We start from the raw sequence: 15252 nt of genomic DNA, 5'->3' as shown, positions 1-15252 counted from the left end.
TTTACGCAGCGGAGCAGCACATGGCCGACAGCAAGCATTCCGGGATCAAGAAAGTCGTTCTCGCCTATTCGGGTGGTCTCGACACCAGCGTGATCCTCAAATGGCTGCAGGTGACTTACGGCTGCGAAGTCGTCACCTTCACCGCCGATCTGGGCCAGGGTGAAGAGCTGGAACCCGCGCGCGCCAAGGCGCAGCTGATGGGCGTGCCGGACAAGGACATCTATATCGACGATCTGCGCGAGGAATTCGTGCGTGATTTCGTGTTCCCGATAATGCGCGCCAATGCGCGTTACGAAGGCGATTATCTGCTCGGCACGTCGATCGCCCGCCCGCTGATTTCCAAGCGGCTGATCGAAATCGCCCGCGAAACCGGCGCCGATGCCGTGGCCCATGGCGCGACCGGCAAGGGCAATGACCAGGTTCGTTTCGAACTGTCGGCCTATGCGCTGGATCCGGATATCAAGGTGATCGCTCCGTGGCGCGAATGGGATTTGACCAGCCGTACCGCGCTGATCGCCTGGGCTGAGCAGCACCAGATCCCGGTGCCGAAGGACAAGCGTGGCGAGAGCCCGTTTTCGACCGACGCCAATCTTCTGCACACGTCGTCCGAAGGCAAGGTGCTGGAAGATCCGTGGGAAGAAACCCCGGACTATGTCTTCTCGCGCACCGTCAACCCGGAAGACGCGCCCGATACGCCGGAATACATCACCATCGATTTCGCGAAGGGCGATGGCGTCGCGCTGAATGGAACGCCGATGTCCCCCGCGACGCTGCTGACCGCGCTGAACGAGCTGGGTCGCAAGCATGGCATCGGCCGGCTGGATCTGGTCGAAAACCGCTTCGTCGGGATGAAGAGCCGCGGCATGTATGAAACCCCGGGCGGCACGATCTATGCGGTGGCCCATCGCGGCATCGAGCAGATCACGCTCGATCGCGGCGCGGCGCATCTGAAAGATGAGCTGATGCCGAAATATGCCGAGCTGATCTACAACGGTTTCTGGTTCGCGCCGGAACGCGAAATGCTGCAGGCGGCGATCGATCTGAGCCAGCAGCGCGTGAACGGCACGGTGCGGCTGAAGCTGTACAAGGGATCGACCAGCGTAGTTGGCCGCAAGAGCCCGGATTCGCTCTATTCCGAACGCCATGTGACCTTTGAGGATGATGCCGGCGCCTATGACCAGCAAGACGCGCAGGGCTTCATCAAGCTCAACGCCCTGCGCCTGCGCCTGCTGGCCCAGCGCGACGGGAAATAAGCGATAGAATTGTCCGGGGTGGGAGCGACAGGATCGCCCACCCCGGAAATCACCAGAAAAGCACAGCCTTTGCGATGAGCTGTTGAGTTATCCAGCCTTATTCACTGGCATTGTTCCCGCTATGGACTAAACAGCGGCACATTGGCCTTCCCCGACTCAGTCGAAAGGCGCATTCTCCAGACATCAACAGCTGACGCCCCGGATGGCTCCGAAAAGACCCGGCCCTGAAAAGCCCGGAATGGAAGGAGAGCCGCTGCAGACGCTGACGACACGACAGTCAGACCACAGGCAGAGGGCGGAACGACATCCGCAAGCATGAGCCGCGCAAGCGACTTATGGATGCGAGAACGTGTTTGCCGGATGCAGGTGATCGGGCGGTCGGATCGGGAAGTTCCGAGCAGAAATCGAACACCCCTTGCGCGCAAGCGGACGGGATGCAGAGATGGAAGCCAGGCGCCCGATGGGAATGCGGAACGTCATTGCGATCCGATGGATCAGACATGACACGAAACACTCCCGCCGCCGGCGTGAGCGCCGGTCGAATTGGGAAAGCGCGTCACGCCTTTCCCGAAACAGCCGGGCGCCGATCCTGATGGATCCATGCCGGTGACAGTGGGGCTGGCAGCAATGCCGGCCCCATTTCACTTCGGCGACGGCACAGATGTGGCAGCCTCATTCCACGGGGATGATCTGCCGCGACAACACCGCTGCCTCGCTCCCCCCTCGACTCGAAAATCGCGACGATCACACCTCGCCGCATCGCTGCGTGGCGGAATTTCGGCCATCAGCCGAGACGAGCCCCCGGGGCGACAGTGCGATTTTCGCCAAGCCGAAACGTTCCCGGAATATTACCAAAGCGGGACCAGTTGAGCCTGTGGCGGGGTGGCCAGACTCCGCCTGGGTGTCCTCCCCCCTCCCCCTCCTGTATCTGATCCCCTCGTAACCGACGGGAGTTCGACCGAATATGAAACGGTCAGTAACCATTGCGGCTTTGGCGCTGTTTGCGCTTGGTGGATCGCTCAGCGCGGCAAGCGCTGATGATCGTACCGACAGCGCGCCAGCAGCATCGCAGCCGGCGGTTGACGATCTTCCCCACTTCTTGCCCAGCGCCAATGACGCTGCTGCTGCCAACCTCGCCCCTCAGATTGACGAAGCGGCAGCCCTTACCCCGGCAGCAGATTTCGAAATCGCTGAAGAGGCCGAAGAGATCGGCGGCGGCATGGCCAGCTTCTATGGTCGTGAACTGGCCGGCCGGCCCACGGCCAGCGGCGAACGTTTCGATCCGAGCGGCCTGACGGCTGCCCACCGCACCCTGCCCTTCGGCAGCAAGGTGCGCGTTACCAATGCCCGCAACGGCCGTTCGGTGGTGGTGCGCATCAATGATCGCGGCCCGTTCCACGGCAACCGCCTGATCGATCTGAGCCATGGCGCCGCCGAAAGCATCGGCCTGGTCTCCGCCGGATCGGGCCGCGTCGAACTGGCCCTGCTGGGTTCCTGAGCCGACGCGAACCGGGCGCTCTTGCCGGATCGCCCCACTTTCCTCCCAATGCAGATTAGAGCGGCGATCCGATTGCATCGGATCGCCGCTCTATTTTCTTTTGTTTGCCGCGATTTCCGAGTCAGCAGGTGATTCCACCTGCTTGGAAATCGCTCTAGTGATCGCGTGGAACCAGCGCAGCCCGAAAGCTGCCCTGGTTCCACGCGATCGCCCTACTTTGCCTTTTCGAGCAGCGGCTTCAGATAATGGCCGGTGTAGCTGCGGTCGTTCTTCACCACCTGCTCCGGCGTTCCCTCGGCCACGATCTCACCACCGCGCACGCCACCGTCCGGGCCGAGATCTACGATCCAGTCGGCCGTCTTGATGACGTCGAGATTGTGTTCGATCACCACCACGCTGTTGCCCTGTTCGACCAGCCGCTGCAGCACTTCGAGCAGCTTGCGCACGTCTTCGAAATGCAGCCCGGTGGTCGGTTCATCCAGGATGTAGAGCGTCTGCCCGGTTGAGCGGCGGCTGAGTTCCTTGGCCAGTTTCACCCGCTGCGCTTCCCCGCCCGAAAGCGTGGTCGCCTGCTGGCCGACCTTGACATAGCCCAGCCCCACTTCGTTGAGCATGTGCATCTTGTCGCGGATCGGCGGGACGGCCTTGAAGAATTCCTCCGCATCCTCAATCGTCATGTCGAGCACGTCGGCAATGCTCATGCCCTTGAACTTCACTTCCAGCGTTTCGCGGTTGTAGCGCCGGCCCTGGCATTCCTCGCATGTCACATAGACATCGGGCAGGAAGTGCATTTCGATCTTGATCAGCCCATCGCCCTGGCACGCCTCACACCGGCCGCCCTTGACGTTGAAGCTGAACCGGCCGGCCTTGTACCCGCGCGCTCCGCTTTCCGGCAGGCCGGCGAACCAGTCGCGAATCTGGGTGAAGGCGCCGGTGTAGGTGGCCGGATTGGATCGCGGGGTGCGCCCGATCGGCGACTGGTCGATCTCGATCACCTTGTCGCAATGTTCGAAGCCGGTGATCTTGTCATGCGGGCCGGCGATGACCCGCGCACCATTGAGCGCCCGGGCTGCGCCGGCATAGAGCGTATCGATGGTGAAGCTGGACTTGCCCGAACCGGAGACGCCGGTGATGCAGGTGAAGGTGCCAAGCGGAATAGCCGCGCTGACATTCTTCAGATTGTTGGCCTTGGCACCATGGACGACGATCTTCTTGCCATTGCCCTTGCGCCGCTTGGCCGGGACGGCGATTTCGCGCGTGCCATTGAGATAGGCGGCGGTGAGCGAATTCTTGCTCTTGAGGATCTGCTTCAGCGTCCCTTCTGCCACGACTTCCCCGCCGTGGACCCCGGCGCCCGGGCCGAGATCGACGATGTAATCGGCCGCACGGATCGCGTCTTCATCATGTTCAACCACAATGACCGTATTGCCGAGATCGCGCAGCCGCTTGAGCGTTTCGAGTAGCCGGTCATTGTCCCGTTGGTGCAGGCCGATGCTGGGTTCGTCCAGCACATAGAGTACGCCCGACAGGCCCGAACCGATCTGGCTCGCCAGCCGGATGCGCTGGCTTTCGCCGCCCGACAGGGTGCCGCTGGTGCGATCGAGGTTGAGATAGTCGAGCCCGACATTGTCGAGGAAGCCGAGCCGCTCGTTGATTTCCTTCAGGATGGCGCGGGCGATCTGCTGCTGCTGATCGGTCAGCTGCGGCATCAGATCGAGGAACCAGGCCTTGGCATCGGCCACCGACATGGCGGTGGGGGCAGCGATATCCTGCCCGGCGACCTTTACCGCCAGCGCCTTTTCATTCAGGCGTTTACCGCGGCATTGTTCGCATGGCTGAGCGGTCTGGAACTTGCTCAGTTCTTCCCGCATCCAGGCGCTGTCCGTCTGCAGCATGCGGCGGTTGAGATTGCCGATCACGCCCTCGAACGGTTTGCTGACGGTATATTCCTTGCGCCCGTCCTTGAAGGTGAGTTCGACCGGCAGGCCGCCCGTGCCATGCAGGATGATGGACTGCTGATCGGGTTCGAGATCGCTCCACGGCGTGGTGATATCAAACTGATAGGCCCGTGCCAGGCTGGTTAGAACCTGCATGTAATAGGGTGACGGCGGATTGGATTTGGCCCAGGGAACGATGGCCCCCTGCTTCAGCGTCAGCGCTTCATTGGGGACAACCAGCTGCGGATCGAACAGCAGCTTCTCACCCAGCCCGTCACAGGCGGCGCAGGCGCCCTGCGGCGCGTTGAAGGAGAACAGGCGCGGTTCCACTGCCTCGATCGTGAAACCGCTGACCGGGCAGGCGAATTTTTCCGAGAAGACGATGCGATTGGCCGGCAGGCCCGCCCCCTTCAGATTGCCGCCGCTTTCCGTTTCTTCGCGACCCGGAACATTGCCATCGGCGAGATCAACATAGGCCAGCCCTTCGGCCAGCTTGAGCGCGGTTTCGAAACTGTCGGCCAGCCGGGTTTCGATCCCTTCGCGCACCGCCAGGCGATCGACCACGACCTCTATGTCGTGTTTCTTCTTCTTGTCGAGCGCGGGCGCATCCTGGATTTCATGGATTTCGCCGTCGATCCGCACGCGGGTGAAGCCGGCCTTCTGCCATTCGGCCAGTTCCTTGCGATATTCGCCCTTGCGCGCCCGGATGGCGGGCGCGAGCAGATAGATCCGCGTGCCATCCGGCAGGGCCATCACCCGGTCGACCATGTTGGAAACGGTCTGCGCCTCGATCGGGAGGCCTGTAGCGGGCGAATAGGGCACGCCGACGCGCGCCCAGAGCAGGCGCATGTAATCGTAGATTTCCGTGACCGTGGCCACGGTGGAGCGCGGATTGCGGCTGGTGGTTTTCTGCTCGATTGAAATGGCTGGGGAGAGGCCGTCGATATGTTCGACGTCCGGTTTCTGCATCATTTCCAGGAACTGCCGCGCATAGGCGCTGAGGCTTTCGACGTAGCGCCGCTGCCCTTCGGCATAGATCGTGTCGAAGGCCAGGCTGCTCTTGCCGCTGCCCGACAGGCCGGTGATGACGATCAGCTTGTCCCGCGGGAGATCGATATCGACGCCCTTGAGATTGTGTTCACGCGCGCCGCGGACGGAAATGGTGGTCAGACTCATAGGATGGCGATGTTCCGCAAATGTTCACAAGCGTCAAGGGGCGCCGTGCGGCGCCCCTTCGGATTGTGCCAGATGTGGGATCGGAGGCCGCCGAGTGCAACGGCCTTGCAACCCTCAGTCCTTCTTGCCGACGAAAGCGCCACGCGCGCCACCGTAGAGCCCATTGTGCCCATTAAGCGTCAGATTGAAGATGCCGCCATATTCAGCAGCAGCGGCACCAAAGAACAGGCCTTGCAAGGCACCGTGGTAGCCGGATTTGTCGGCAACCCCGTCGATGAGAACCTGGTTCTGCTCGTTGGTGATGTTTCCGGAAAAATCGTAACGACCAAAATCCAGCATCGATCCGTTCTGGGTGTGGGCGCCTGCGAGCAACAGCGTGGACGTTGCTTTCCCCGAGCCGAAGTTGACATTCATGGAACTGGTGCCGGTCAGATTATAGCTGTCCGTTCTCATGTCATCGCCTACGTATCCATACCCCTGAACAACCCCGGAATAGCTCGCGAGACCGCTGCGCGGCAGCGTCGCCGCTGTTGTCGGCACTCCATAAGCGATGAAGTGAGGTGTCCACTCCTGACCCGGGCGATCGGCGCGACGAGCGACCGCGAAACTCGAATAGGTCAGTTCAATCCGGCCACCTTGCCCGTCAAAGACATAGGCATCGACCTGCTGATCGAAGTTCGGGGCGCTGTAGAGATAGCGCCTGAACGCGGGATTGTCGTTTGAGCTGTCCAGAGTATTGGTCGCATTGTTCCTGGCCAGGAGCGCGTTTTCTACGCTGACCGCATTCCGGAAGATGACCAGTGGGAATTGTTCTGAAGTATTGTCCAGGTATACCGCATTGCTGGAGGCGTTGATGTAGGTTGGGTCACTGCTGTACCCATCGGTGGTATCAATGCTGATGGATGTCATTAAGGTCAGTTTCGACAGATCCGCAAGTTCCGTGACCCCCATGGTGGCACGATCATCAAATCGTGAGCCGACAGTACCGGCCAGCTTGCGCCCGTCCGGCCCATCAAGCTGGAACACCCCAGCCGCCTCACTGGCGTCAGGCCCGAAGAACCCGCCGGTGAGGCTGCCCGCGTAATCATTTGCGCCATCCAGTTGCATCGTGCCCGAGAACCGGTTCGATCCGGAACCGAGCGCCGCCGACGATTGCCAGGTACCTTTGTCCAGAACCCTGTCGGTGATATTGCCCCATGCAGAACTGCTGGTCAGCGCACGTACAGAATAGCTGCCTTCACCAGTGATCTGACCGGTAGTGAAATCTGCCGCCAGCACACCCTCGCCATAAAGGTTTCTCGGTATGGCGTCGGGCTCCATCAGATATCCGCCAAGCGTGGCATTGTAGATCGCCCTGCCCATGCGCGGCATGGCCGATGCCGGTGTATCGATCCCCAGGATCATGGCATCATAGGCGGCAACACCATTCCGCCGGTCGAAACGCTCCAGATATTTTACATAGGGCGTGCGATACCAAGGATCGAGAATGTAATCATTCGTGTGGTCGGCGTAGCTCTGGTATGAACCCAGCCGCACGGCTTCGCCATTCGCCGCAAAAACGGTGTAGATGTTGGAGGCGCGGTGGATCGACAGTATCCGGTCACCTTCCCTGATGTTGCTGATCCTGCGCCTGTTCGACAAATCCCCTTCGATGCCGGCATGCAAGGGAATGAAAAATGCATCGGGCACCGAACCCAGAAAGCTTTCAACCACAACCGGCGGCGTGTCCCTGCGCACCCCGAAGATCGCGCCGCTGGTTATGCGGGAATTTTCGCCCAGGATATGGAATGCACCGCCGATTTCTTCGCCGGCAGGACCGAACAGGGAGCCGTGGAAATCACCGGTCCCGTAATTGTCCATCGTGATGTCACCCTCGAACCGGCCGGATGACAGCAGAGCGCGTGCATGCCACTGGCTGCCATGCCAAGCCGGGGGCGGGGCATCGGGAAAGACGGCGGAGTAACGCCCATTGGCCAGCAAAGCGCCAGACTGGAAATCAACCTCGATCCTGCCATCTCCAACAAGCGATGCGATCGAGGTTCCGATCATATTGGCCCCCATCAGTCGCACGTCATAGCCGGCCAGCCCGGTACGCGGGACCGAGGAAGCCAGCGTCGGAATGCCATAAACGAATGAGGCCAGCCGCCCCTCGATCGCCGCCGTGCCATCGGTCTGGGTCTGCCAAAAGCCCCCGGCAACGTAGCGGGTCTGCCCTTCGCCCGTTCCCGTGGTCGAAACGCTCAGATGATCGGTGGTGGAACCCGTTGTCACCTTGAAGGTCGTCAGTTCGGCATTCGATTGTGCGCGGTCGATATCTGCCGAACGGAAATTCACCCGCCGCTGCCCATCAGACAGGGAATAGGTGCTGCGCGCAGCATCGTAGGATATTTCGAGTGGCAGCCTGTCCACGGATACGCTTGCCTCCCCCCGAGGCAACGGGAAACGGACCGAGGCAGCCGAAGCTGAATTGCTGTAGATGCCGGAGCGAAGCGGCGCGACCAGATCGCCACTGGCTATCGGGGTCGGCGTAGGAGCAGGCGTCGGCACGGGCGTAGGGGCCGGAGTTGGCGCTGGCGTTGGCCCCGGCGTGGGCGCTGGAGTGGGTGCCGGGCCGGGCGTGGGCGCCGGGCCCGGCCCGGGACTTGGTGCAGGTCCAGGCGTCGAAATCGGTCCACCACCGCCCCCGCCGCCGCATGCAGCCAACAACAACCCCAATGAAATGGCAGATGCGCTCACTGCCAGACGCCGTTTTATCATATTACCACATGCCCCCTGAAATAATCTCTGCCGCATTACTTCGCCGGATTTCAAAAGCCACCGATTAGAATGCGGCAACGACGCCGAATTCCACCCCTATGCGATCGAAATCATAGATCTCCACGCTCGACCAATTGCGTTCGTAACGGACGCGCGCGACCGGGGCGAAGGTGCCCACGGTCAGGCTGCGGAAGGTGCCCGAGAGCGACAGGTTGAGATTGTCGTCCATCCGGCGACGCGGATAGAGCAGCAGCCGCGCATCGCCTTCGAGATGGCGGTAGGAGACATTGGCCACTGCTGTAGTGCGGCCCATCTCGCGGTAGAAATAGGTGCCGATGCCGCCGCTGGCGGTGGAATAGCCGGAATCTTTCGCGTGATCGCGTGTACCGTGAAGCTGGAAGCCGCCGCCGGCCCGTGCGCTGAAGGCGTGATCCACCCCGAGCGCCAGCATGTAGCGTTCGCCATCCTGCATGTCGTTGGGGCGGACGTCTTCCAGCAAGGCCGAACCGTCGATGCGCAATTGGGTGCGATCACCGAGCGGATGCTGCCAATTGCTGGTCACCCCATAGGAGATGCTGTAGGGATCCATGCCGAACCAGCGCCAGCTGACCGTAGCTGCCATCGCCAGGCGATCGCGCCCCCAGACCCATTGCGGACCGACCTGGACGGAAGTGTTGATGTCGTTGAACTGCGAATGGCGATACAAGTCGGCTGCGGCATTGGCGCGCAGCAGGAAATCCACCTTCTTGCTGGCCGGCAATCGGGCATAGGCCTGCCCCTTGAGCGCCAGGCCTATGCCCGATTGCGCCTGCGCATCCTCGCTCAGCACGAAATCGCCGATCACCGTGCCCAGCGTGTCGGACCTTGTCGCACGGTTCATGTTGCTGGTGGGTGCCAGGGCCACATCCAGCCCGCCGCCGATCATCTTCGTGGCGCTGAGCGCATTGGCGAAGAAGCGCACCCGCTGTTCGACATCCTCCGGCAAACCGCCAGCCTGCGCCGCGCGCAATTCGCGCCGGGCAGACTGGTAATCGCCCAGTTCCGCCAGAATGCGTGCCAGTTCCAGCCGCACCGGTGCAGCCTCGGGCTTGTCATCCAGAATGCGGCGCAACAGGACGGCGGCATCGCGCTTGCGATCCATACGATCGGCCAGCAGGCGGGCCAGGCGGAACCTCGCCTCGCTCCGCAGTTCCACATCCGGATCCTGCATCAGTGCGCGATAGGCCGCCTCAGCCGTCTGCAGATCGCCCGATGCCACAGCGCGATCGGCGAAGCCGAACAGTTCGGCCGCGCTCATCTGCACTTCTGCCGATGCCTGATCCTGCGCCGCAAGCGGCGTTGCCATTGCCAGCACCCAGACAGATGCGCTCAAACCGACCGACTTCAACAAAGACTGCCCCCTATTCCCCATTCATGCAGCTAGGCGAAGGCAGACCTGCTGTCGAGCAACAGAGCGCAGGCAAACAATTGCGCAACAACGGGCGCAGCAAGAACGCATGATTTTGTTAACCTGTTGGCGCTATTCGTCCTCCATTGGCACGCATTCTGCCGCCGTTGCGATTTGTGATGCACCGCGGCCCAGGACACGCTACGCGCAAGGCGCGTTTTTGCCGAAGGATCGCTGCTTGCCCGATTTGCCCCCTCTTTCCGAAGCGCGACCGCGAGACTTTCGCGGTCGGACGACTCGCGGGAAACGGGCGCGTGGCTTTTCCGCCGACCAGCGGCGCAAGCATCTGGGCCGCCGCATTGCGATTGCAACAGCGGTCGTGACCGTGCCGGCCTTCGCCGCGCCGGACGATTGGGCGATGAGCGCATCGGACCAGGTTGCCATCGCCAATCCGATGCCGTTCGAAACCCCGGGGGAAAGCTTTCCGGGTTCCGCCTTCTATTATCTGGCGGACACGCCCGATCTGCCGGTCGGCAATGGCGCGGTGAACGCGCCGACGGCCGGCCAGGCGAACGACGGCCATCTGGCGCTGGCTGCTGCCGATGCGCGACAGTTGGACGCCGGGCCAGCCGCCCGCATGATGCTGGCCACTGGATCGATCACGGACAAGCTGCGGGCGCAGCAGTGCCTGACGCAGGCCATTTATTACGAAGCGGCAACCGAATCGGATGCCGGGCAACGCGCCGTCGCGCAGGTGGTGCTCAACCGCGTGGCGCACCCGAGCTATCCCAATACGGTGTGCGGCGTTGTCTTCCAGGGATCCGAACGGCAGACGGGTTGCCAGTTCAGCTTCACCTGCGATGGCGCGATGGCTCGCCGGCCTTCGCCGATGTGGTGGGATCGCGCCGCGCGGATCGCGCGGGAAGCGCTGGCCGGATCGGTCTATCGCCCGATCGGCCTGGCCACCCATTACCACACCATCCAGATCCACCCCTATTGGGCCGACAGCCTCGACCATGTCGGCACCATAGGCGCGCATCGGTTCTATCGCTGGCGCGGTGCCGCCGGCCGTGCGGCGGCGTTCAGCAATCGCTATGTCGGGCATGAGCCGATCCCGGCGCCGCACCCGCGAACCGTAACCGCGAGCGCCGCCCCGGACTATGATCCGCTGGCCCTGGCGCGCGCGTATGAAGAGGCGCTGCAGGCGGCCCAGAAGGCCGCGCCGACATCCGCCCCGAATGCCGTCGATCCTGCGCCGAGCTATGCCCCGGCGGTGGAAGCGCGCGGCGGCGACGATCTGTTCACAGGCCAGAACCTGCCGGCCAGCGGCGGCGTGAGGGATGAATACGCCCGCAGCGGCCAGTGGATCGCACAACCCTGATCCATCGCGATCCGCATCCGGGCCGCCACCGGATTGCCCCCTGCCGGTAACCATAGATCGTAACTGGATGTTAGCTTTGTCTGGCCCACAATAGCGGGCGGCCAAGTGGGCTGCGTGGTGCGAGACTATCGATGACCATCCGCTTTGCCCCATCGAGAAACGCACGCGAATTGCGGATGGCCAAGGTCCGGCTGCGCGCATTTTCCGCCCACGCCGCGAATGACAATGCCCAGGCAGAAACGCCGGACGACGCCCTGTTGCATGCAGCCCTGCGCCATTTCGCCCAGCACGGCATGGCCGCAGCACAACGGGCGCGGAAACAATCCGAAACCGCCTTCTTCGCCGGTGACCGTGCATCCTATCGCTGGTGGCTCGATATCTGCCGAATTCTCGACAAGCGGCTGGCCAGCCAGCTGGTCGCGGAGACCGATGCGCGCTGAACACGCAGCAGCACCGCTCCAGATAATTTCGGGCGCGGCGTCTGGCGGGGGCCGTACTTAACAAATCAGTTAGGACTTACGGGTAGATGGAAGCTAACCGGAGCCCAAGCTTTTGCCGCTGAGAACGTTTTTCGACAGCTACCTGCATGGAGACGACCGCGATGAGCGGGTTCGTCGGAAGCTTGTCGCGACTCTCTATACCCAGCCCACCAGCCTCGCCATCGGTGCGCTGTCCGGGATCGCGTGCTGCGGCACGGCCATGGTCATCATGCAGAACCTGGCGATGTCGATCACCACGGTCGCGCTGATCCTGGTCGCGTTCCTGCGGGTTTCCAGCGCCTTCTGGCTGGCGCGCCCGGCCGGCAGCAACAGCAATACGCAAACCCTGGAATATCTCTATGAGGCTGGGGCCTTCGTCTACGCCTTCCTGTCCGGTCTGGCTGCGGCGATCACGATCGCATTCTACAACCCGGGCCCGGTGCAGACGCTGGTCGTATCCTATGCCGTGGTTTACGGCACCGGCATCGCCGCCCGCAACGCCGGGCGGCCGCATATCGCCATCGGGCAGTTGCTGCTGACGATGGTGCCGCTGATCGTCGTCTGTCTCGCCGTAGGCGGGATCGTGCTCTATGTGCTGGGCGTATCGCTGATCCTGGTTATTTTCGCCATGGCATCGGTGACCTTCAACGTGTTCGCATCACTGCGAGAGCAGATCATGGCCGCCGAAGAGGCCGAGGGCATGGCCGACCGGATGCGCGACCTGGCGCAGACCGATGTCGTCACCGGGCTGGCCAATCGTGCGGGCCTCAACAATTGCCTGTCGGACATGCTGGCTGCACTGTCCCCTGATCGCAAGCTGGCGATGTTCTGGATCGATCTCGACAAATTCAAGGAAGTGAACGACACGCTAGGCCATCCGGTCGGCGACAAGGTGCTGGCCGATGTCGCCGCGCGGTTGAAATCGCACAGCCCGGCCAATGCCGTCATCGCCCGTTTCGGTGGCGATGAATTCATCGTGGTGGCCGAAGTCGTCAGCCGGGCTGAGGCGGAACGCCTGGCGCTGACCATTTCCGAAAACATCAGCCGCACCGCCCGTATCGACGAACATCGGATCGTCACGACCGCATCAATGGGTGTGGCACTGCTGCCCGATGACGGGGAAAGCGTGGACCTGCTGATGCAGGGCGCGGATCTTGCGCTGTATCATGCCAAGGCCGCAGGGCGGAACCAGTCATGCTTCTTCAACAACGAGATGACCCGCGAACTGGTGCGCCGCAAGGAGATCGAAGCCGAGTTGCGCGCGGCCATCCAGCGTGACGAGTTGTCGATCTATTTCCAGCCGCTGCACGATCTGGAAACCGGCCGGATCCGATCCTTTGAAGCGCTGGTTCGCTGGTTCCACCCGGTCAAGGGTGAGTTGCCGCCGGATGAGTTCATTCCCGTCGCAGAAGAAACCGGCGTGATTATCACCCTGGGCAACTGGATCACCGCGCAGGCTGCGCGGGTTTGCGCACAATGGCCCGACGACATAACCGTGGCTGTCAATCTTTCCCCCGTGCAACTGCGCGCACCCGGGGCCGAACTGGGCATTATCAACGCGCTGAAGGAAGCCAATCTGGACCCGCGCCGGCTGGAACTGGAAGTCACCGAAAGCCTGTTCATCGAGCATGACGAGAATTCGGCCCGCTTCATCCGCGCGCTGACGGAGGCGGGCTGCACCTTCACGCTGGATGACTTCGGCACCGGCTATTCCTCCCTCGGGTACATCAACAAGTTCCCCTTCCGGAAGATCAAGATCGACCGCAGCTTCGTTTCCGGCCCCGATGTCGGGCGCAAGAGCAATGCCATCATCCGCGCCGTGGCCGAAATGGGCGCCGCGCTGGACATGGATATCGTTGCCGAAGGCCTGGAAACGATCGAGCAGATCGAGAAGGTCAGGGCAGCCGGTTGCACCCTTGGCCAAGGTTATCACTACAGCCGGCCGGTCCCCGAGCATAAGGCGACCGAACTGCTCGTACGCGATCAGGGCGAACATCCGCTGGCCCGCAAGGCCGGCTGACCCGGAAAAATCCGCGCATGAATGCTGCAGCGCGGCAAGACGCCCGGATAATACGATCAGCCGACTTGGACGTCGTGACTGGTTCATCAACCCGGACTTAGCCAAACTATCCACAAGATTCGTTACAAATCAACCTTATTGATACTGCGAACGAATATCAAAGATAGTCTGCTCGGGAAGGGTTTTGGCGGTTGAAAAGCCTTTCCGCCCGGCCTAGGGCGGGCGCCAACACCCGGGCGCTTCCTTATCGCGGGATGCAGGGAAGCGCCGGAATATTCTTTTGCCAGCTCCCGCGCCGCAGGAAGGATTGGCACAGGTCTATGTCCAGGAAAAAGATCGCACTCGTTGGCGCCGGCATGATCGGCGGAACGCTCGCCCACCTCGCCGCGATGAAGGAACTGGGCGACATCGTCCTGTTCGACATCGCTGAAGGCATGCCCAAGGGCAAGGCCCTGGATCTGGCACAGGCCGGACCGGTCGAAGGCTATGACGCCAACCTCAAGGGCACCAGCGATTATGCCGATATCGCCGGCGCCGACGTGGTGATCGTGACCGCAGGCGTGCCGCGCAAGCCGGGCATGAGCCGCGACGATCTGCTGGGCATCAATCTGAAGGTCATGCAGGCCGTGGGCGCGGGCATCAAGGAAAACGCTCCTGACGCCTTCGTGATCTGCATCACCAACCCGCTCGACGCGATGGTGTGGGCGCTGCGCGAATATTCGGGCCTGCCGCACAACAAGGTCGTTGGCATGGCCGGCGTGCTCGACAGCGCGCGCTTCCGCCACTTCCTGGCTGAAGAATTCAATGTGTCTGTCGAAGACGTCACCGCCTTCGTGCTGGGCGGCCATGGCGATACCATGGTGCCGGTGATCGAATATTCGACCGTGGCCGGCATCCCCGTGCCTGATCTGATCAAGATGGGCTGGTCGACGCAGGAAAAGATCGACGCGATCGTGGCCCGCACCCGTTCGGGCGGCGGCGAGATCGTCCAGTTGCTGGGCAATGGTTCGGCCTATTATGCACCGGCGACCAGCGCCATCGCGATGGCGGAAAGCTATCTGAAGGACAAGAAGCGGCTGCTGCCCTGCGCCGCCAATCTGACCGGCGAGTATGGCGTGGACAATCTCTACGTCGGTGTGCCGGTAGTGATTGGCGCCGGTGGCGTGGAACGCATCGCCGAAATCGCACTGAACGACACGGCCAAGGCCAATTTCGACGTCTCCGTCGATGCGGTCAAGGAACTGCTGGTCGCCTGCAAGGGCATCGATCCGGCGCTGGCCTGATGAATATCCACTGCGGCCGCGCTGCCTGACCGGGCGGCGCGGCCGCAGTGGCGCATGATCACGGCGAAGGCCGGCTGCCCG

General features: G+C 62.3%; 9 protein-coding genes. 6 read left to right on the top strand and 3 right to left on the bottom strand.

Going from position 1 to position 15252, the window contains the following annotated elements:
* Positions 1 to 20: 20 nt before the first annotated feature.
* Positions 21 to 1253, top strand: a complete 1233-nt coding sequence (locus GRI97_RS07735; protein ID WP_161390469.1) for an argininosuccinate synthase — start codon at positions 21 to 23, stop codon at positions 1251 to 1253.
* Positions 1254 to 2217: 964 nt separating this feature from the next.
* Positions 2218 to 2751 carry a septal ring lytic transglycosylase RlpA family protein gene (locus GRI97_RS07730; protein ID WP_161390468.1) on the top strand — a complete coding sequence of 178 codons (534 nt, stop codon included), beginning with the start codon at positions 2218 to 2220 and terminating at the stop codon, positions 2749 to 2751.
* Positions 2752 to 2963: 212 nt separating this feature from the next.
* On the opposite strand, the gene uvrA is transcribed toward GRI97_RS07730, so the two are convergent.
* The 3 genes from uvrA to GRI97_RS07715 all read right to left on the bottom strand — a co-directional run bounded on the left by uvrA (position 2964) and on the right by GRI97_RS07715 (position 9966).
* Positions 2964 to 5864, bottom strand: a complete 2901-nt coding sequence (gene uvrA / locus GRI97_RS07725; protein WP_161390467.1) for an excinuclease ABC subunit UvrA — start codon at positions 5862 to 5864, stop codon at positions 2964 to 2966.
* A gap of 114 nt (positions 5865 to 5978) precedes the next feature.
* Positions 5979 to 8273, bottom strand: a complete 2295-nt coding sequence (locus GRI97_RS07720; protein WP_161390466.1) for a transferrin-binding protein-like solute binding protein — start codon at positions 8271 to 8273, stop codon at positions 5979 to 5981.
* A gap of 412 nt (positions 8274 to 8685) precedes the next feature.
* Positions 8686 to 9966, bottom strand: a complete 1281-nt coding sequence (locus tag GRI97_RS07715; protein ID WP_161390465.1) for a surface lipoprotein assembly modifier — start codon at positions 9964 to 9966, stop codon at positions 8686 to 8688.
* Positions 9967 to 10387: 421 nt separating this feature from the next.
* Here GRI97_RS07715 and GRI97_RS07710 point away from each other — a divergent pair, with 421 nt between their 5' ends.
* The 4 genes from GRI97_RS07710 to mdh all read left to right on the top strand — a co-directional run bounded on the left by GRI97_RS07710 (position 10388) and on the right by mdh (position 15171).
* Positions 10388 to 11389 (top strand): cell wall hydrolase, encoded by a 1002-nt coding sequence (locus GRI97_RS07710; RefSeq protein ID WP_328598513.1) that lies wholly within the window; start codon positions 10388 to 10390, stop codon positions 11387 to 11389.
* Positions 11390 to 11520: 131 nt separating this feature from the next.
* Positions 11521 to 11829, top strand: coding sequence for a hypothetical protein (locus GRI97_RS07705; RefSeq protein WP_161390463.1), 309 nt, complete (start codon positions 11521 to 11523; stop codon positions 11827 to 11829).
* Positions 11830 to 11941: 112 nt separating this feature from the next.
* Positions 11942 to 13888, top strand: coding sequence for a putative bifunctional diguanylate cyclase/phosphodiesterase (locus tag GRI97_RS07700; RefSeq protein ID WP_235917639.1), 1947 nt, complete (start codon positions 11942 to 11944; stop codon positions 13886 to 13888).
* Between the two features lie 320 nt (positions 13889 to 14208).
* The gene (gene mdh, locus GRI97_RS07695; RefSeq protein ID WP_161390462.1) at positions 14209 to 15171 is read left to right on the top strand and encodes a malate dehydrogenase; all 963 of its coding nucleotides are present in this window, start codon (positions 14209 to 14211) and stop codon (positions 15169 to 15171) included.
* The last annotated feature ends 81 nt before the right edge of the window (positions 15172 to 15252 follow it).

It is taken from the genome of Croceibacterium xixiisoli (genome assembly GCF_009827305.1).
In the GTDB taxonomy this organism is placed as follows: Bacteria; Pseudomonadota; Alphaproteobacteria; order Sphingomonadales; family Sphingomonadaceae; genus Croceibacterium_C; species Croceibacterium_C xixiisoli.
This window is presented reverse-complemented; position numbering and strand designations above follow the sequence as displayed.